The organism is Intestinirhabdus alba (assembly GCF_009711095.1).
GTDB lineage: Bacteria > Pseudomonadota > Gammaproteobacteria > Enterobacterales > Enterobacteriaceae > Intestinirhabdus > Intestinirhabdus alba.
Genome location: NZ_WMJZ01000003.1, coordinates 154,800 through 173,955, shown reverse-complemented (window position 1 = coordinate 173,955; position 19,156 = coordinate 154,800). Strand labels below are relative to the sequence as shown.

General features: G+C 57.8%; 12 protein-coding genes. 2 read left to right on the top strand and 10 right to left on the bottom strand.

Features of this window, described 5'->3' with window-relative positions:
* Nucleotides 1-171 precede the first annotated feature (171 nt).
* The 4 genes from cas3 to cysJ form a co-directional block, all read right to left on the bottom strand.
* On the bottom strand, nucleotides 172-2,832 hold the full coding sequence (gene cas3 / locus GJV78_RS03540) for a CRISPR-associated helicase Cas3' (protein WP_167519352.1): 2,661 nt from the start codon (nucleotides 2,830-2,832) through the stop codon (nucleotides 172-174).
* Nucleotides 2,833-3,212: 380 nt separating this feature from the next.
* Nucleotides 3,213-3,947, bottom strand: a complete 735-nt coding sequence (gene cysH / locus GJV78_RS03535; protein ID WP_155107023.1) for a phosphoadenosine phosphosulfate reductase — start codon at nucleotides 3,945-3,947, stop codon at nucleotides 3,213-3,215.
* Nucleotides 3,948-4,048: 101 nt separating this feature from the next.
* Entirely contained in the window at nucleotides 4,049-5,761 is a 1,713-nt protein-coding gene (gene cysI / locus GJV78_RS03530; protein ID WP_155107022.1) for an assimilatory sulfite reductase (NADPH) hemoprotein subunit, read from the bottom strand.
* A complete protein-coding gene (gene cysJ, locus GJV78_RS03525; protein WP_155107021.1) occupies nucleotides 5,761-7,557 on the bottom strand; it encodes an NADPH-dependent assimilatory sulfite reductase flavoprotein subunit in 1,797 nt (598 codons plus the stop codon). The genes cysI and cysJ overlap by 1 nt, the downstream gene beginning before the upstream one ends.
* 481 nt (nucleotides 7,558-8,038) lie before the next feature.
* On the opposite strand from cysJ, the gene queD reads away from it, so the two are divergent.
* Complete coding sequence (gene queD / locus GJV78_RS03520) at nucleotides 8,039-8,401, top strand: 6-carboxytetrahydropterin synthase QueD (protein ID WP_155107020.1); 363 nt, start codon at nucleotides 8,039-8,041, stop codon at nucleotides 8,399-8,401.
* Nucleotides 8,402-8,460: 59 nt separating this feature from the next.
* Here the strand turns inward: queD and queE are convergent, their stop codons facing one another.
* A complete protein-coding gene (queE, locus tag GJV78_RS03515; protein WP_155107019.1) occupies nucleotides 8,461-9,132 on the bottom strand; it encodes a 7-carboxy-7-deazaguanine synthase QueE in 672 nt (223 codons plus the stop codon).
* A 316-nt stretch (nucleotides 9,133-9,448) separates the two neighbouring features.
* Between queE and GJV78_RS03510 the strand changes: the two genes are divergently transcribed.
* Nucleotides 9,449-10,777 (top strand): gluconate:H+ symporter, encoded by a 1,329-nt coding sequence (locus GJV78_RS03510; protein ID WP_330998778.1) that lies wholly within the window; start codon nucleotides 9,449-9,451, stop codon nucleotides 10,775-10,777.
* A gap of 227 nt (nucleotides 10,778-11,004) precedes the next feature.
* Here the strand turns inward: GJV78_RS03510 and eno are convergent, their stop codons facing one another.
* From eno to rlmD, 5 genes are all read right to left on the bottom strand, one after another.
* The gene (gene eno, locus GJV78_RS03505) at nucleotides 11,005-12,303 is read right to left on the bottom strand and encodes a phosphopyruvate hydratase (protein WP_155107017.1); all 1,299 of its coding nucleotides are present in this window, start codon (nucleotides 12,301-12,303) and stop codon (nucleotides 11,005-11,007) included.
* Between the two features lie 262 nt (nucleotides 12,304-12,565).
* Entirely contained in the window at nucleotides 12,566-14,203 is a 1,638-nt protein-coding gene (gene pyrG, locus GJV78_RS03500) for a glutamine hydrolyzing CTP synthase (protein WP_155107016.1), read from the bottom strand.
* 226 nt (nucleotides 14,204-14,429) lie between these two features.
* Complete coding sequence (gene mazG, locus GJV78_RS03495; protein ID WP_155107015.1) at nucleotides 14,430-15,221, bottom strand: nucleoside triphosphate pyrophosphohydrolase; 792 nt, start codon at nucleotides 15,219-15,221, stop codon at nucleotides 14,430-14,432.
* A gap of 292 nt (nucleotides 15,222-15,513) precedes the next feature.
* Nucleotides 15,514-17,748 (bottom strand): GTP diphosphokinase, encoded by a 2,235-nt coding sequence (gene relA / locus GJV78_RS03490; RefSeq protein ID WP_155107014.1) that lies wholly within the window; start codon nucleotides 17,746-17,748, stop codon nucleotides 15,514-15,516.
* Between the two features lie 49 nt (nucleotides 17,749-17,797).
* Nucleotides 17,798-19,099 (bottom strand): 23S rRNA (uracil(1939)-C(5))-methyltransferase RlmD, encoded by a 1,302-nt coding sequence (gene rlmD, locus GJV78_RS03485; RefSeq protein ID WP_155107013.1) that lies wholly within the window; start codon nucleotides 19,097-19,099, stop codon nucleotides 17,798-17,800.
* Nucleotides 19,100-19,156: the final 57 nt, after the last annotated feature.

The window sequence follows — 19,156 nt, the reverse complement described above, 5'->3', positions numbered from 1 at the left end:
AAATCCTCTCGCAAAAACTTCCGTCCCTGGACAGTTATCCATCAAGATACGCTCATGTATATACGAACCAGAATTTCCAGATTACCGCCTGGCAAAGCTGAATATTCGCAATTCAATCGCGCTGTAATTCCTTACAGGTTGTGTATAAAAACGGAGCCGTCGCCGGGCAATCTACCCCGCTTTGCCAATCAGCCCTTCACACGCTGAATAGCCGCAGCTGACCGTATCAGACACATCAATCACCACGGCAAACTCCGGGTTCTGATGCTGTTCAACGCACCATTGCTGCAGCGGCTTACCTTCTACGCAAACAAACTCGCTTTTATGCTTTTCCCACCAGCTTTGACGTACCCGCACCATGCTCATTTCCCAGGGATGTTCACCGGACGCATAGGGAACAACGCTCCCATCAACTATTTTTGCCAGCCAAAGCGTAATCGACTCTTCCGCAAGGCGTGTGGAAAGCTTCTCTGGTAAAAAATCGCAGCTCTCAGTGCTATAGCCCTGGGTAAAATTTAGTGACGCCTGGTCAGCAAAAGCGCGGTCACAGTAGTATTTCCCTTCCCGCGACGCCTCTGCCTTTGCAAAGCCGTCAGGCACATGCACCTCTTCACCGTAAACCGACTCGATCAGCAACCGGGCCGACTGCGGCATCCGAATTTCACCCTGCTCGCGCAGTACCCGCTGGGTCAGCCACAGGCGGCCATGATCGGGATAGACGTAGGCGCTATTGCGCATAGCGCCTGAAAACCAATCCTCTTGCGGTTCGTCGTCCCATTCCGGAGCGAAAATCAGCAGCTCCGGCGCAGCGCGTTCATCTTGTCCGGCAGTCTTCAATAAGCCGTTACGATCGCGGATATGACGCTGTAAACGCCCGGCTCGCTGGATCAGTAAATCCACCGGTGCCAGATCGGAGATCATCTCATCCATATCAATATCTAGTGATTGTTCAATGACTTGCGTTGAGATAAGTACCTTTCCTGTACGCTCCCCGCTGTGACCTTTACCAAACCACGACGAAGTTTTTGTCTCAATGCGCTGCCTGTCGTAAAAGGCGAAACGGCTATGGAATAGCAAGAGATCCTCCGCAGGAACGATCCCCCTGACGAGTAGCTGTCGGTAAATACGAATCGCGTCGTCAACGGAGTTGCGTATCCATGCAATGCATTTGCCCTGGCTTACGGCCTGCTCAATGCGCTCAATACACGCCTGCTCGCTGTGCATCCAGCCCACTTTGACGCTACGTTCCACCTCTTTACGGGTTTCCACATGCTGAGAAACTACCGCCGCTCCTGTGACCTGGGTTAGCCACGGATAGTCCTCATAGCCCAGCAGCGGCGCTTCCACCCGGCACTTCATACCCTTAGCAAAAGCGGCCACCAGCCTGTCTCTCTGCTGCTGCGATAGCGTGGCGGAAAGTAAAATAGTGGTGTTGCCATTACTGGCCTGTTTTTCAATCAGGCTTTCCAGAATTCGTGACATATAGGCGTCGTAGGCGTGGATCTCATCCGCCAGCAGGATTTTATCGCTCAGGCCCAGCAGTCGCAGGTTGTTATGTTTAAAGGGCATTACCGCCATCATCGCCTGATCGAGCGTGCCTACGCCCACGTCCGCCAGCAACGCTTTTTTATTACTGTCGGCAAACCACGCCGCGCAGCCCTGGCTGTAAGGCTGTTTTTCATCAGCCTCCTCGGAGCCAGACAGGTCCACGCTCCAGAGCGACTGATTGAAACGCTCCATCAGCCCGCGCGCGCTGTGCGCCAGCACCAGGCTGGGACGCGAGCCGGCCTGATACAGCGCCAGCCAGGATTTCGCCATGCGATCGAACATGGCATTCGCCGTGGCCATCGTCGGCAGACCAAAATAGAGCCCCTGCCCCTTTCCGGCGGCCATCAGCCGGTGGGTCAGAAGCAGCGCCGCTTCTGTTTTTCCGGCCCCGGTCACGTCTTCCAGAATGAATAAATGCGGCCCCTGCGCGCTAAGATCCAGCTCAAGCACCTTTTGCTGTAGCGGCGTGGGGTGTTGAATAAAGGGAAAAAGCGCCTCAATGCCCGAAAACGGCGCAACCGCCGCAGGCGGAGGGAACAGGGCTACGGCCTTTTCCGCCTGTGCACGCGCCCGCTGCCAGTAGGTTTTCAGCGGCATAGCATCGGCGACCCGCGGAAAAAAGCGCGTTGCGGAGCCGGTCCAGTCAGCCAGCACCACCGCGGCTGAAACAGGCCAGGAGAGGCGCTGGAACAGCTCAATGCCGTCGTCCTCATCCCAGCTCGCCGGGATCTCAACGAGCGGAAACAGCGGTTTGATACCAAGAAGAAAGTCGCGGGCGGCCTCTTTATCAGCGGGAAGAAAATTATCCAGCTCGCGCACGCCCTGCGGCGGCCGCCCGTGATGCCCGGTGGTCAGCGGCATCCACATGGCAATAACACGTTTTAACTTACGGGGAGAAAGCGAAGAGGCCGGAAGCAGTTCAGGACATTCGCTTAACCACGTATTCCACAGCCAGTAGCCAAGCGTTGTATGCGGTACATTCTCGTAATGCTGGCGACCGCCGGGAGGCACCTGAAGGCGGTCGTTGGTGTACAATCGTTGAAAAGAGCGGGCAAACTTACCCGTGTCATGCCAGCACAATAGCCAGCCGAAAAATTGCGCCGCCTGTTCAGTATTAGTGAAGCCTAATTGTCGAAAATAAGTAGCCAGGTTATAAATATTCTGTTTCACCATCAGATAGCCTATTGCGGCAACGTCCAGTGAATGCCAGCACAGGAGATGATAGTCATCTCCGCCGTTCTTTTCCCGCAGACGGGTTTTTCCCCAGTAATTAAATATCGACACGCCACTACCATTAAATTGATAACAGGCGAAATATATTTACATATTTAGTAAAATTAATTTGTGAGCCATCTCAATATACACGCCATTGTGCAGCCTGCCCGCGGGCTGGCTACGCCAGTGAGCCAGTGCCAGATGGCATACGATCGGGTTCCTGCAGCTTTACCCTCATCCCGCCGCAGGATTATAATTTTTTGAGAAGGAATACAAATGGCCTGCCGATGATTTTTGTCATCTTGCACAAATTTATTGTTGCTGGAGGGTTACTCTGTTTTGAAAATAGGCACTAAAAAATTATTTTCTGTTCAACTCCAGGATAATTGCATATCCACATATAAAAATCCCGGTATTACCGGGATCAATAAACTTACACCAAAAATTGCTCACCCCTCATGCAAACCGCATTCCCGCTTCAGGCCGAAGAAGCGCGTCTCTTCCTCCGCCATTCCCGGCTCCCATTTACGGGTGGTGTGGGTGTCGCCAACCGAGAGATAGCCCTGCTCCCACAGCGGGTGGTAGCTCAGGCCATGCTTTTGCAGATACTGATAAACCGTCCGGTTATCCCAGTCGATGATGGGCAGCACCTTAAAAACCCCGCGCTGAATCGCCAGCACCGGCAGGTGCGCGCGGCTGCCGGACTGCTCGCGGCGCAGGCCGGCAAACCAGGTTTGCGCCTTTAGTTCACACAGCGCCCGGTTCATCGGCTCGACCTTGTTGATCTCATTGTATTTCTCAATCCCCTCCACGCCCTGCTCCCACAGCCTGCCGTAGCGAGCCTCCTGCCAGGCGGCGCTCTGCGTCGCCCGGTAAACCTGCAGGTTCAGGCCAAGTTTATCGGTCAGCTCGTCGATAAACCGGTACGTCTCCGGGAACAGATAACCGGTATCGGTGAGGATCACCGGAATGTCCGGGCGCAGCCGATTCACCAGGTGCAGGCTAACCGCCGCCTGAATACCAAAGCTGGATGAAAGCACGTACTCCCCAGGCAGATGCTCCAGCGCCCAGGCGACACGCTCTTCCGCGCTCAGCTTTTCCAGTTGGCCGTTGGTCTCCGCCAGTTGTAAAACGCGATCGTCCTTCGGTAATTCGTTAAGCACGTTCAGATTGAGTACGGACATACAGACCTCGTTTGTTTGTTCCCCTCTCCCCAAAGGGTGAGGGAGAAAACCGATCGCTTCCCTCTCCCCGGCGGGGAGAGGGTTAGGGTGAGAGGAAAGGATTATTCCCAGAAATCCCGCGCCGGATCGCACACCGGGCGAATAATACCCGCCCGCACCGTAAAGTCGCCAAAGCCTTCCCCCGCCTCGCGCTCTTTCGCCCAGCGCCCAACCAGCTCATCCAGCAACGCCAGAATCTCCGGCTCGGTGATATTTTCCCGGTACATTCGCGGAATGCGCGTGCCGACGCGGTCGCCGCCCAGGTGCAGGTTATAACGCCCCGGTGCCTTGCCCACCAGCCCGACCTCCGCCAGCATAGCCCGCCCGCAGCCGTTCGGGCAGCCGGTGACGCGCAGCACAATGTGCTCATCGCTGAGATGATGCTTCGCCATCATCGCGTCAATTTTATCAATAAACGCGGGCAGGAAACGTTCGGCTTCCGCCATCGCCAGCGGGCAGGTGGGGAACGACACGCAGGCCATGGAGTTTTCACGCTGGGGGGTGACGGCGTTCATCAGACCATGATCGAGAGCCAGCTTTTCGATCTTCGCTTTTTCGCTTTCAGGCACGCCGGCCACGATCAGATTCTGATTGGCGGTAATACGAAATTCACCTTTATGGATCTTCGCAATCTCCAGCAGGCCGGTCTTCAGCGGCCGCCCCGGATAGTCCAGGATACGGCCGTTTTCAATAAACAGCGTCAGGTGCCAGTTATTGTCGATCCCCTTTACCCAGCCGATGCGATCGCCGCGGCCGGTGAACGCATAGGGGCGGATCGGCTCAAACCTCATCCCCGCCCGGCGCTCCACTTCCGCCTTAAAGGTCTCCACGCCGACGCGCTCAAGGGTGTACTTGGTTTTGGCGTTTTTACGATCGGTACGGTTGCCCCAGTCGCGCTGGGTGGTGACCACCGCTTCGGCCACCGCCAGGGTGTGCTCCAGCGGCAGATAACCAAACTCGCTGGCGGTGCGGGCGTAGGTTTTTTTATTGCCGTGCTCAATGGACAGGCCGCCGCCCACCAGCAGGTTAAAGCCCACCAGTCTGCCGTTCTCCGCCACGGCGACAAAGTTCATGTCGTTGGCGTGCAGATCGATGTCGTTCTGCGGCGGGATCACCACCGTCGTTTTAAACTTACGCGGCAGATAGGTCTGGCCGAGGATCGGCTCCTCGTCGGTGGTGGCGACCTTTTCCCGATCGAGCCAGATCTCCGCATAGGCGCGGGTGCGCGGCAGCAGATGCTCAGAAATTTTCTTCGCCCACGCCCAGGCCTCGGCGTGCAGCTCCGACTCATACGGATTCGAGGTGCACAGCACGTTGCGGTTCATGTCGTTGGCGGTGGCCAGCGAGTCCAGCCCCACCGAATGCAGCATCTGGTGCGCCGGCTTGACGTGCTTCTTCAGAATGCCGTGAAACTGAAAGGTCTGGCGGTTGGTCAGGCGGATGCTGCCGTAAATCGTGTTTTCGCCCGCGAACTTGTCTATCGCCTGCCACTGTTGCGTGGTGATCACCCCGCCCGGCAGGCGGCAGCGCAGCAGCATTGCGTGACGCGGCTCCAGCTTCTGAGCGGCGCGCTCGGCGCGAATATCACGATCGTCCTGCTGATACATGCCGTGAAAGCGGATCAGCAAAAAATTGTCCCCCCTGAAGCCGCCGGTCAGGCCGTCATTCAGATCTTCGGCAATGGTGCCGCGCAGGTAGTTACTCTCCCGCTTCATGCGTTCGGCGTCGGACAGTTTACCTTCAACTACCAAGGGTCCTGGATGTTTTTCGCTCATTAGTAGACATCTCGCTGATAACGGCGCTCAACGCGCAGCTCACTTAAAAATTCGTCCGCCGCTTCGGCATCCATTGCGCCGAATTCGGCAATCACGTCCAGTAACGCCAGTTCAACATCTTTCGCCATGCGGCTGGCGTCGCCGCAGACGTAAATATGCGCGCCGTCGTTAATCCAGCGCCACAGCTCTGCGCCCCGTTCACGCAGTTTGTCCTGAACATAGACTTTTTCTTTTTGATCCCGGGACCAGGCAAGATCGATACGGCTCAGCACGCCCTCTTTCACGTAGCGCTGCCACTCCACCTGATAGAGAAAATCTTCGGTAAAGTGCGGGTTGCCAAAAAAGAGCCAGTTTTTTCCCGCCGCCCCCTCCGCCGCACGCTGCTGCATAAAGGCACGAAACGGCGCGATGCCGGTGCCGGGGCCGATCATAATCACCGGCGTCTGCGGGTTTTCCGGCAGGCGGAAGTTGTCGTTGTGCTCGATGAAAATGCGGACTTCCCCCTCCTCTTCCAGCCGATCGGCCAGGAAGCTGGAGGCACCGCCCGCCCTGGGCCGTCCCTCAACTTCATAACGCACCGCCCCGACGGTGATATGCACTTCATCGCCAACCTCCGCCTGCGAAGAGGCGATGGAGTACAGGCGCGGGGTCAGCGGCCGCAGCAGGCCGATCAGCGCTTCGGCGTCCAGCTGCGCCGGGGAGAAGCGCAGCATATCGACGATGGGCGTGGTGGCCGCATAGTGCTGCAGCTGCGCCCGGTCGCCCACCAGCGGCAGCAGGGATTCGCTGCGGGTCAGGGTGGCGTAATTTTCCACAATCGCGGCGGTGTTCACCGTCAGCTCAAAATGCTGCTGCAGGGCCAGGGCCAGGGGCAGGCTTGTACCGCCCACCGTCACCGGCTCGTCGCCCTTCAGCCAGACCAGCTCCACCATCTCTTTTACCAGCGCCGGGTCGTTCTGATACCAGACGCCCAGCGCATCGCCGGGCTGATAGCGCAGACCGGCGTCGCCGAGATCGATTTCGATATGGCGCACATCCTTTTCTGAATGACGGCCGGTAATTTTTTGATTAACCGCCAGCGTGGCGACCAGCGGCGCTTCTTTGCTGTACGGGCTGCTGTGAACCTCATTCACCGCCCCGCTGGCGACGGCCTGCGCCAGTGTCGCGACCGGCGCGCGGGATTTCAGCGCTTCAACCACCCGCGCGCGCCATTCGGCGGCGGCGGCCTGATACTCCACGTCGGCGTCAACGCGATCCAGCAGGCGTTCGCCCCCCAGCTCCGCCAGCCGGCCGTCGAAATCTTTAGCAGACTGGCAGAAAAATTGATAAGAGGTGTCGCCAAGGCCAAAAACGGCAAAGGCGGTATGGTTAAGCGCCGGCGCTTTTTTCGAGAACAGAAACTTATGCAGCGCCACGGCCTCTTCCGGAGGCTCGCCCTCCCCCTGGGTCGAGGCCACCACCACCAGCAGTTTCTCATTGGCGATCTGTTTGAACTTATAGTCACCGGCGTTAACCAGCGTCACGTTCAGCTTCGCCGCCAGCAGATCGTCGCGCAGCGCCTCCGCCACGCGGCGCGCATTGCCGGTTTGCGAGGCGGAAATAAGCGTAATGCCCGGCGTTTCCGCCGCAGGCACCGGGGGCGCGGCCGCCGCAGGCTGCTGATTCAGCACGCCCCAGAAATAACCGGAAACCCAGGCAAGCTGCGCGGGCGAAAGATCGTTGGTGGCCGCCTGGAGGCGCGCCAGTTGCTCCGGGTTTAGCGGAAGCAACGCGGAAGATGGGGCCTGTGTCGTCATGCGTTGTTATGTTCCAGTAAGTAAAGCGCTTTTTGCCTCTGAGCGCGCCAAAACCAAAAGGGTAAAATGGGCTAAATCATCCAGGCTGCGGCTCAAACAGGCGATCAATGGCCGCCTTCGTTGAAGGACGCAGGCTACCGCGTTTATTTCACAGTCCGCAGCAGAGCAGGCGGCCGGAGCACGATCTCGCGTAAGGGCGAAGGCTGGTCATTCACAGCCCATGCAGCTCAGCCTAGGGTAACGGCGGCGGGGATCACGCTTAAATAAAGGTTGGAAATATCAAATAACCAAATGAACTAACCTGTTTTAGTTATAGTTATTAACAACAAAAATGGTTATTTAATTAACTGAAATATAAAACTATTTTTTAAATCCTCCGCCGATTTTCTTCCTCCTGCGCTCCAGGGGTGCTTTAGTTAATGATAAAAAATAACCTTTCCGGTACTCTACGGCGGTTTTTTTGCCTGACTGAGAGTTCAACATGACCACCACCCTGTTTAAAGATTTTACCTTTGAAGCCGCTCATCGCCTTCCCCATGTGCCGGAGGGGCATAAGTGCGGTCGCCTGCACGGCCACTCCTTTATGGTGCGCCTTGAGATCGCCGGTGAAGTCGATCCGTATACGGGCTGGGTTATGGATTTCGCCGAACTGAAGGCCGCCTTTAAGCCAACCCTGGAGCGTCTGGATCACTTCTATCTGAACGATATTCCGGGACTGGAGAACCCCACCAGCGAAGTGCTGGCAAAGTGGATCTGGCAGCAGGTAAAGCCCGTCGTACCGCTGCTGAGCGCGGTAACGATCAAGGAGACCTGCACCGCAGGCTGCACCTGGCGGGGAGAGTAGCGCCGCCGCGCTACAGAACGATAAAAACCCCGGACCGCCTCGCGCCTCCGGGTTTTTTATCAGGCAATGTTCAGATACTTGTGCGTTTGCATGGAGAGCCGCCAGTTGCGGGCGATGCAGGTGTCAATGCACAGGCGCGTGGCCTCCTCTTTCTGGCTGATGGGCTGCAGGGCGATCACCCGCGGCTTGCTGTCGCTTAGCGTCATCAGCAGCTCGTCCAGCGCTTCAATATCGCGCACCCTTCCTACGGGATGCTTAATTTCATCCGCCCGTTCCAGCGCCTGCGACAGCACGCTATATCCACCGCGCATATTAACCTTCGGCGACACCGTTACCCAGGTATTGGGCGTGCAGCGCACCTCGTGGGTGCCGCTGGTCTCAATCTGGCAGCTGAAGCCGCTCTTTTCCAGCAGCGCGGTGAGCGGCATCAAATCGTGAATGCACGGCTCGCCGCCGGTAATCACCACGTGGCGGGCGGTATAGCCCTGGCGGCCGATGACCGCCAGCAGATCTTCGCTGCTTGCCGCCCCCCACTTATCGCTCTCTTTGGTTTTCGCCAGCACGCTGTATAAGGAAATTTCCCGATCGCTGAGCTTCTCCCAGGTATGTTTGGTATCACACCAGGCGCAGCCAACCGGACATCCCTGCAGACGAATAAAAACGGCGGGAACGCCGGTAAAGTAACCCTCGCCCTGCAGGGTCTGAAACATCTCATTAATCGGGTACTGCATGGTCATCTCTTTCAGGGAAATAATCGCTAATTATGGCATAACCTGCGGCATAAACGTGGCCAAAATCGCCCCCGGCATCCTCCGGTTTTCGCCCTGCCGCGTAATCTGATCCCCTTTTAAGCCCTGCTGAACGTGATCTTTTACCGAAAAATGTTGCAATTTAAAGCAAACATTCCTTTTGAATATGCGCTGGATCACTAAAAAGCAAGCTACCAGTTTAACCAATTGGTATAATATATTTCGTTAAAGTAATATTCTTCCCTGGGAATTTATCATACCAATTACAGTTTATACAGGGAGAGAAATGGACGCTTTAATTGAAGCACTGCCGATTATCTGGGTCGCCTTAGGCGTGGTGTTGCTGCTGATTCTGAATATGAAATTCAAAATCAACGGTATGCTGGCGCTGTTATTGACGGCCATATTCGTCGGCGTTTGTGAAGGATTACCCCTGGAAGCCGTCGGCAAGTCTATTGAAGCCGGGGTAGGCAGTACCTTAGGCCATCTGGCGCTGATCATTCTTTTCGGTGCCATTCTGGGTAAGCTGATGGTCGACTCCGGCGCGGCGCAGCGCGTCTCTTCCACCCTGCTGCGGCGCTTCGGGCCGCAGAAGGTGCAGTGGGCGATCATGATCATCGGCCTGATTTTCGGCCTGGCGATGTTCTACGAAGTCGCCTTCCTGATCCTTGCGCCGCTGGTTATCAGTATCGCCAGGGAGGCCAAAATTCCCTTCCTGAAGCTCGGCATCACGATGGTCGCAGCGGCGACGACGGCGCACAGCCTGTTCCCGCCTCAGCCCGGCCCGACCGCGCTGGTCGCCGCGTTTCATGCCGATATGGGAATGGTTTATATCTATGGCATTATCGTTGCCGTTCCCACGGTTATCTGCTCCGGCATCATCCTGCCGAAGCTGCTCGGTAATCTGGACCGCCCGGTGCCGCAGCTGCTGGAAACCCAGCAGGTTTTCCGCGATGACGAAATGCCGTCGTTTACCGTCAGCCTGCTGGTTCCCCTTATTCCGGCGATCGTTATTACCGGCGTTACGGTAATTAAGCTGTTTATTTCCGCCAACGCTTCCGTCATGCCGCTGCTCAACTTTATTGGCAGCGCGCAGATCAGTATGCTGATCGCCGTACTGGTTGCTCTGTACGCCTTTGGCACCGCGCGCGGTAAGTCGATGACGGAAGTGATGGGCTCGTACACGACGGCTATTGAAAAGGTGGCGATGGTGGTCTTTATCATCGGTGCCGGCGGGGCGTTTAAGCAGATCATTATGGATACCGGGGTTGGCGATTATATTGCCGATATGATGCGGACATCCTCTATTTCGCCGCTGATTATGGCCTGGTTTATTACCGTTCTGCTGCGCCTGGCCACCGGCGCGGGCACCGTATCGGCAATTACCGCGGCAGGCATCGTCGGCCCGATGATTACCACGTTCAACGTCGACCCCGCGCTGATGGTGCTGGCAACGGCGTCGGGAAGCAACACCATCACCCACGTCAACGACGCCGCCTTCTGGCTCTTTAAAGAGTATTTTGGCCTGTCGATTAAAGATACCTTTAAAACCTGGGGCCTGCTGGAGCTAACAAACTCGGTGGTCGGTCTGCTGATCGTACTGCTGCTGAACGCCATTATTTCTTAACAGGCGCGCGGCTCTCCCCGGCCGGGGGGAGCCGCTATCTGCCCCTCTCACCCGCTCCCGAACGCTTCCCCCTCTTTTCCCTGCGGCAGAACGCCCTTAACCCCTTAACGCACGGTAACCACCGGGTTACTTTCAGGATTCCCCCCGCCAGGCGTCGTCCGGTTTGGGCGGGCTGCGGGCGTAAAAAAGCCGGGCAGCGCCCGGCTTGTCTGGCAGATCGAACCGGCTTACGCCTGGCCCTTGATCTCTTTACGACCGTTGTACGGCGCTTTTTCGCCCAGCGCTTCTTCGATACGAATCAGCTGGTTGTACTTAGCAACGCGGTCTGAACGGCTCATGGAGCCGGTTTTGATCTGGCCCGCTGCAGTACCTACCGCCAGGTCAGCGATAGTTGCATCTTCGGTTTCGCCAGAGCGGTGAGAGATAACGGCGGTGTAGCCGGCGTCTTTCGCCATCTTGATGGCGGCCAGGGTTTCGCTCAGGGAACCGATCTGGTTGAATTTAATCAGGATGGAGTTAGCGATGCCTTTCTCGATGCCTTCCTTCAGGATTTTGGTGTTGGTCACGAACAGGTCGTCGCCCACCAGCTGGATTTTGTCGCCCAGCACTTTGGTCTGATAGGCAAAGCCGTCCCAGTCAGATTCGTTCAGGCCATCTTCGATGGAAACGATCGGATACTGTTTGGTCAGATCTTCCAGGAAGTGGGTGAACTCTTCGGAGGTGAACGCCTTGTTACCTTCGCCAGCCAGCACGTATTTGCCGTCTTTGTAGAATTCAGACGCCGCGCAGTCCATCGCCAGGGTGATGTCTTTGCCCAGCTCATAGCCCGCAGCTTTAACCGCTTCAGCAATCACCGCCAGCGCTTCGGCGTTAGAGCCGAGGTTCGGCGCGTAGCCGCCTTCGTCGCCCACCGCGGTGTTCATGCCTTTGGCTTTCAGCACTTTCGCCAGGTGATGGAACACTTCAGAACCCATGCGGATGGCTTCTTTAACGCTGGAAGCGCCAACCGGCTGGATCATGAATTCCTGGATATCAACGTTGTTGTCAGCGTGCTCGCCGCCGTTGATGATGTTCATCATCGGAACCGGCATGGAGTATTTGCCGGGGGTGCCGTTCAGCTCGGCGATGTGCTCATACAGCGGCATCCCCTTAGCGGCAGCGGCGGCTTTGGCGTTCGCCAGAGAGACGGCCAGAATGGCGTTCGCACCGAAGTTAGATTTGTTCTCAGTTCCGTCCAGGTCGATCATGATCTTATCGATGCCGGCCTGGTCTTTAGCGTCTTTGCCAAGGATGGCCTGAGCAATCGGGCCGTTAACCGCGCCAACGGCTTTGGTTACGCCTTTACCCAGGAAACGGGATTTGTCGCCATCGCGCAGCTCCAGCGCTTCACGGGAACCTGTAGAAGCACCTGACGGAGCGGCCGCCATGCCGACAAAACCACCTTCCAGGTGTACTTCGGCTTCAACGGTCGGGTTACCACGGGAGTCGATGATTTCACGACCGATGACTTTAACGATTTTGGACATTAGGTTTTCCTCAGTGCAAGTTAAACTAAAACTCCAGACAAACGATGCACCCCTGAGGGTGCATCGCCGTTCTATACCCGTCATACTTCAAGTTGCATGTGCGTTGGCTTTATTCGGCCCGGGGGCCTCACCCTGAAGGGCCGCCACCAGCGGCGTTCAAATCGGCTAAGCCGATTTGTCCTCGCTCACCCCAGTCGGGGACTCACTGCGACGCCGCCTTCCTGCAACCCGCATTATTTAGGGTATAACTCTCTTACTTCACCTACTTCGCCTGGCGTTTCTGATACTCGCTGGCGGCTTTAACAAAGCCTGAGAACAGCGGATGTCCATCACGCGGCGTGGAAGTAAATTCCGGATGGAACTGGCAGGCCACGAACCACGGATGGTTCGGCACCTCAACGATCTCAACCAGCTGATCGTCGCCGGAGCGGCCCGCAACGCGCAGGCCGGCGGCTTCAATTTGCTTCAGCAGCATATTGTTGACTTCATAACGGTGACGATGGCGCTCGACAATGGTCGGTGCGCCGTACAGCTGGCGAACCAGGCTGTCGTCACTCAGTTGGCACTGCTGCGCGCCAAGGCGCATGGTGCCGCCGAGATCGCTCTTTTCAGTACGGACTTCAACGTTGCCGTCTTCGTCACGCCATTCGGTAATCAGCGCCACAACCGGGTATTTACAGTCTGGCACAAATTCCGTTGAGTTGGCGTTGTCCATGCCTGCGACGTTACGCGCAAACTCAATCAGCGCGACCTGCATACCCAGGCAAATGCCCAGATAAGGAATATTGTTTTCACGGGCATAGCGCGCGGTGGCAATTTTGCCCTCTACCCCGCGATAGCCAAAGCCGCCGGGGATCAGAATAGCGTCCAGATTTTTCAGGATCTCAACGCCGCGCGTTTCCACATCCTGCGAATCGATAAGCTTGATGTTGACGGTAACGCGGTTCTTCAGGCCGCCGTGCTTTAACGCTTCAATGACCGACTTATAGGCGTCCGGCAGTTCAATATATTTGCCGATCATGCCGATGGTCACTTCGCCCGCCGGGTTGGCCTCTTCATAGATGACCTGCTCCCATTCGGCGAGATTCGCTTCCGGACAGTCTAAGCTGAATCGTTTACAAATATAATCGTCAAGGCCCTGTGATTTCAACATGCCTGGAATTTTATAGATGGAATCGACGTCTTTCAGAGAAATCACCGCTTTTTCCGGAACGTTGCAGAATAAAGCAATTTTAGCCCGCTCGTTGGCCGGTACGGCGCGGTCGGAGCGGCAGATGAGGATGTCGGGCTGAATGCCGATAGAGAGCAGCTCTTTTACGGAGTGCTGGGTCGGCTTGGTTTTCACCTCGCCCGCCGCCGCCATGTACGGCACCAGCGTCAGGTGCATAAACAGAGTGTGCTCGCGGCCAATCTCAACCGCCATCTGCCGAATCGCTTCAAGGAACGGCAGGGATTCAATATCACCGACGGTGCCGCCGATTTCGACCAGCACCACGTCATGCCCTTCGCCGCCTTCCAGCACGCGCTCTTTAATGGCGTTGGTAATGTGCGGGATCACCTGAACGGTGGCCCCCAGATAGTCGCCACGGCGCTCTTTGCGCAGAACGTCGGAGTAGATACGGCCGGTGGTGAAGTTGTTGCGGCGGCTCATTTTAGTGCGAATGAAACGCTCGTAGTGCCCCAGGTCCAGGTCGGTTTCGGCACCATCTTCGGTAACGAACACTTCCCCGTGCTGGATTGGGCTCATAGTGCCTGGATCGACGTTGATATAGGGATCCAGTTTCATGATGGTCACGTTGAGGCCACGGGCTTCAAGAATGGCTGCGAGGGAGGCTGCGGCAATGCCTTTTCCCAGAGAGGATACGACCCCGCCGGTCACAAAAATATAGTTCGTTGTCATGCTGAACCTGAGAAGTTAGGTTTAAAAGACGATGGAATAACCAGGACGGGAAAGCAGTATACCCGAACATGACCTGTGCCACAAACTTTCATTATTCCTCCTCTTCGCAAGGCCGCCATCCGCTCAGGAAGCGAGAAAACAGCCCCGTTTCGTCAAATATTTTTGACGCAAATCAATAGTTTATTAATAAAAAATCACACAAATCGCCCTTGATCTGCTGAAACGCTTATAAATCAATTTCCTGGCGCTTTACCTCCTGCCAGACGCCCTCCATGGTTTCCAGATCGACGCCGGTCATCTGCAGGCCGCGCGCCGCAATAATGCGCTCCACTTCGCGAAAACGACGCTCGAACTTTTCGTTTGCTTTTTGCAGGGCGATTTCCGCTTTGGTGCCCAAATGGCGGGCCATATTTACCGTGGCGAACAACAGATCGCCCATCTCCTCCTCCAGCCTGGCCCGATCCACCACCGCCTGCCGCGCCTCGAACATCACCTCGTCGATCTCTTCATAGACCTTGTCAACCACCGGCCCCAGCGTCGTCCAGTCGAAGCCAACGTTGGCGCAGCGTTTCTGAATTTTCTGCGCGCGCATCAGGGCAGGCAGGCTGCGGGGAATGTCGTCCAGCGCCGAAAGCTGCGACTTCTGCGCCCGCTCTGCGGTTTTGATCTGCTCCCAGCGGATCGGCGCTTCCGCGCTGTTATCGGCGGACCCGTCGGCGAACACATGGGGGTGGCGGCGCTCCAGCTTGTCGCTAATGGCGGCGCAAATATCGCTGAAGTCGAAGCGCCCCGCCTCCTGGGCCATCTGCGCATAAAACACCACCTGAAACAGCAGATCGCCCAGCTCGCCGCGCAGATCGTCAAAATCTTCTCGCTGAATCGCGTCAAGCACTTCATAAGTCTCTTCGAGCGTATAGGGCGCGATGCTGGTGAAGGTCTGCTCTTTATCCCACGGGCAGCCGCTTTCCGGGTCGCGCAGGCGCTGCATAATGCCGAGTAGCCGATCGATTTGCGTCATAACATAGTCCTGAAAAAAGCGCCGGACGGCCGCTGCGCCGCCGGCTGATAGATAAAGTAACCAGGCTGTGTCCCGTAACCGTTCGTAAGCGCCGCTGGCGGTCATTCAGGTCCGGGGCAAGGCGCGAGCCGTAAGGTCTGGTTATTCCAGATGCCCGGCGAGTAACGCGGCAACGGAGCTGAATGGCTCCAGCCCTGCGGGACGCGAACCACAAGCGCGTACTCTGTGTTGTCGGGCTTGATTACGCACTTGTGGCTCAGCGTCGACGCCACGCCCGGTTACGGGATACAGCCTAACCGCCGTGCAGACGCCGCGCGTCGATGACGTCCGGCACCTGATTCAGCTTACCGAGTACCCGCCCCAGCACCTGCAGATTGTAGATTTCGATGGTCATATCGATGGTTGCCAGCTGCTGCTTCGTGTCGCTGCGGCTGGCGACGCCCAGCACGTTCACCTTCTCATTGGCCAGAATGGTGGTGATATCGCGCAGCAGGCCGCTGCGATCGTTGGCGGTGACGCGCACCACCAGCGAGTAGCCCGCCGAATAGCTCTCTCCCCACACCGCGTCGACAATTCGCTCCGGGGCGTGGGCGCGCAGTTCCACCAGCTGTTCACAGTCCGCCCGGTGTACGGAGATGCCCCGCCCCTGGGTGATAAAGCCGACGATCGCATCGCCCGGTATCGGCTGGCAGCAGCGGGCAATATGGTGCATCAGGTTGCCAACCCCCTCCACCACCACCCGACCGTCGTCTTTGCGTCGGTGCTGCGGGGCGTAGCTCTTCTGCTGCAGCTGCTTCAGCGCGGCGGCGTCCTGCTCGGCGGCGCTCGGCTTGTTAAACTGCGCCTGCAGGAAGTTCACCATCTGGTTCAGGCGGATATCGCCGCCGCCGATGGCCGCCAGCAGCTCCTCCAGCTCGTTAACGTTGTAGCGCGGCAGCAGCAGCTTCTCGGCCTCCTTCAGGCTGATGCCCAGGTGCGCCAGCTCGTCGTCGAGGATTTGCCGCCCGGCAAGGATATTCTTGTCGCGATCCTGCTTGCGGAACCAGGCGTGGATCTTCGAACGCCCGCGGCTGGTGGTGACGTAACCAAGGTTCGGGTTCAGCCAGTCGCGGCTGGGGTTGGGCTGCTTCTGGGTGATGATTTCCACCTGATCGCCCATCTGCAGCTGATAGGTAAAGGGAACGATGCGCCCGCCGATCTTCGCCCCAATGCAGCGGTGCCCGACGTCACTGTGAATGTGGTAGGCAAAGTCGAGGGGCGTGGAGCCGGCGGGCAGATCGACCACGTCGCCCTTTGGCGTAAAGACGTAGACCCGATCGTCAAACACCTGGCTGCGCACTTCGTCGAGCATTTCGCCGGAGTCCGCCATCTCCTCCTGCCAGGCAATAAGCTTACGCAGCCAGGCAATACGATCCTCATAGCCGGAGCGCCCGCCGCCCGCCGCCGGGCCCTCTTTGTACTTCCAGTGCGCGGCAACGCCCAGCTCGGCCTCTTCATGCATCTGCCTGGTGCGGATCTGAATCTCAACGGTCTTGCCGCCCGGCCCCAGCACCACGGTATGGATAGACTGGTAGCCGTTCGGCTTTGGATTGGCGACATAGTCGTCGAACTCGTCCGGCAGATGCCGGTAGTGGGTATGAACAATCCCCAGCGCGGCATAGCAATCCTGCAGGCGCTCGGCGACGATCCGCACGGCGCGCACGTCAAACAGCTCATCGAAGGCCAGATGCTTTTTCTGCATTTTGCGCCAGATGCTGTAGATATGTTTCGGGCGGCCGTACACCTCCGCCTTCACGCCTTCGTTTTTCATTTCGCCGCGCAGGTGCCCGACGAACTCTTCAATATAGCGCTCGCGGTCGATACGCCGCTCGTGCAGCAGCGTGGCGATGCGCTTGTACTCCGCCGGATGCAGGTAGCGGAAGCAGTAATCCTCCAGCTCCCATTTCAGCTGGCCGATACCGAGCCGGTTCGCCAGCGGCGCGTAGATATTGGTGCACTCTTTCGCCGCCAGCACGCGCTCGTCTTCCGGCGCGTCCTTCACTTCACGCAGGTGAGCGATACGCTCGGCAAGCTTGATCACCACGCAGCGGAAATCATCCACCATCGCCAGCAGCATCCGGCGCACGTTATCCACCTGCTCCGGCGAGACGGCGTCGGTATGGGTTGCCTTAAGCTGGCGGATTGCCGCCATATCGCGCACGCCGTGAATCAGCGTGACGATGGATTTACCCACGCTGTCGGCCAGCACCTCTTCGCTGACCACGCTGGCGTCCGCCAGCGGGAAAAGCATGGCCGCCCGCAGGGTGTCGCTATCCATACTTAGCATGGAGAGAATTTCCACCATCTCCACGCCGCGCCACAGCAGCAGCTCCGCGTTGGGGTGTCCCTGTGTCTGTTGCAGGCAGTACGCCCAGGTTTCGGCTAAGCGCTCACACGACTGCGGGCTGGCGATCCCTAAACGGGCAATCCATTTTTGTGGGTCAAACTCACCGGCCTTATTAAGATGTGCACTTCTTACCGCAACCATTTATCCTCTCCTTAAAGAATCTTGCCCGCCGGAGCCGGCAGGCCGCGATTCATGACCTACGTTCAAATAACGCCATCGACTCCAGATGCCCGGTATGCGGAAACATGTCCAGCATCACCAGCCGCGAAAGCTGGTATCCCGCGCCGGTTAACGCTTCGCTGTCCCTGGCCAGGGTGGCGGGATTGCAGGAGACATAAACCACGCGCCCTGGCCGCAGCTTACCGATCTGCGCCATCGCCCCCGCCGCCCCCGCGCGCGCCGGATCGAGCAGCACCTTGCTGAACCCCTGCTTCGCCCACGGCTGGGCCGTTACATCCTCTGCAAGATTCTCATGAAAGAATGTCACATTGTGTAAGGCATTCCGCCGCGCGTTTTCCCGGCCCTTTTCCACCAGCGCGGGCACCCCTTCGACGCCGACGACCTCCGCCGCCAGCCGCGCCAGCGGCAGGGTGAAGTTACCCATCCCGCAAAAGAGATCCAGCACGCGGTCGTCAGGCTGTACGTCAAGCCATTCCAGCGCCCGGGCCACCATCAGCTGATTGACGCCGTCGTTAACCTGAATAAAGTCGCGCGGGCTGAAGCCTAAGCGTAGCCCGTTGGACTCATACCAGGGAGCCTCGCCGGAGACGGTCTCCAGTATCTCGCTAAACGGTGCCAGAAAAAGCGATAGTTCCTCTGATTGCGAAAAGCGTTCCAGTTTTTCTCTGTCCCGGGCGCTGAGCGGCGCGGTATGGCGCAGGATCATCAGCGGGCCGCCGCCCGCCAGCACCAGCTCTGCGTGGCCCAGATGGCGCACGCCCTGCAGATCGCTCAGACATTCCCGAAGCCGGGGAAGCAGTGCCTCAAGGCGGGGCGTCAGAATGGGGCACCGATCCACATCGACGATATCGTTCGAGGCGGTCTTGCGAAAACCCATCTGCAGCCGCTGCGTTTTCGGCTGGTAGCGGAGGCTCAGACGGGCGCGCCGCCGGTAGCCCCACGGCCTGTCGGCGATAACCCCGCTGACCTCGTGCTTCATCAGATGCGACAGCGCCGCGCTTTTGCTGCGCTGCTGCAGCTCAACGCTGGCGTGCTGCTGCTGGCAGCCGCCGCAGACGCCAAAGTAGGGGCAGCGCGGCGTTTCCCGCTGGGGGCTTGAAGTCAGACGGCGCGTCACCCGACCGCGGGCGTACTGCTTTTTGTCTTCGACAATCGTCACCTCCGCGCTTTCCTGCGGCAGCAGGTCCGGAATAAACAGCGCCTTTCCGTTATGGCGGGCGACGCCCTGCCCAAAAGAGTCGAGGTCGTTGACCGTAACGGTTATAATCTGGCGCGTCGTCACGCGCCGTTTTGCAGAGTAGAATTGCGCCATCGACGAGATTTTTCTCAATTTAACAGGGTGACCCTGATTGTCCCATAACGGAACTGC

Bases quoted from the DNA above. Each gene is read 5' to 3' on its own strand.
- cysH (WP_155107023.1), bottom strand. From the start codon at position 3,947: ATGTCCGTACTCAATCTGAACGTGCTTAACGAATTACCGAAGGACGAT.
- cysI (WP_155107022.1), bottom strand. From the start codon at position 5,761: ATGAGCGAAAAACATCCAGGACCCTTGGTAGTTGAAGGTAAACTGTCC.
- cysJ (WP_155107021.1), bottom strand. From the start codon at position 7,557: ATGACGACACAGGCCCCATCTTCCGCGTTGCTTCCGCTAAACCCGGAG.
- queD (WP_155107020.1), top strand. From the start codon at position 8,039: ATGACCACCACCCTGTTTAAAGATTTTACCTTTGAAGCCGCTCATCGC.
- queE (WP_155107019.1), bottom strand. From the start codon at position 9,132: ATGCAGTACCCGATTAATGAGATGTTTCAGACCCTGCAGGGCGAGGGT.
- eno (WP_155107017.1), bottom strand. From the start codon at position 12,303: ATGTCCAAAATCGTTAAAGTCATCGGTCGTGAAATCATCGACTCCCGT.
- pyrG (WP_155107016.1), bottom strand. From the start codon at position 14,203: ATGACAACGAACTATATTTTTGTGACCGGCGGGGTCGTATCCTCTCTG.
- mazG (WP_155107015.1), bottom strand. From the start codon at position 15,221: ATGACGCAAATCGATCGGCTACTCGGCATTATGCAGCGCCTGCGCGAC.
- relA (WP_155107014.1), bottom strand. From the start codon at position 17,748: ATGGTTGCGGTAAGAAGTGCACATCTTAATAAGGCCGGTGAGTTTGAC.
- rlmD (WP_155107013.1), bottom strand. From the start codon at position 19,099: ATGGCGCAATTCTACTCTGCAAAACGGCGCGTGACGACGCGCCAGATT.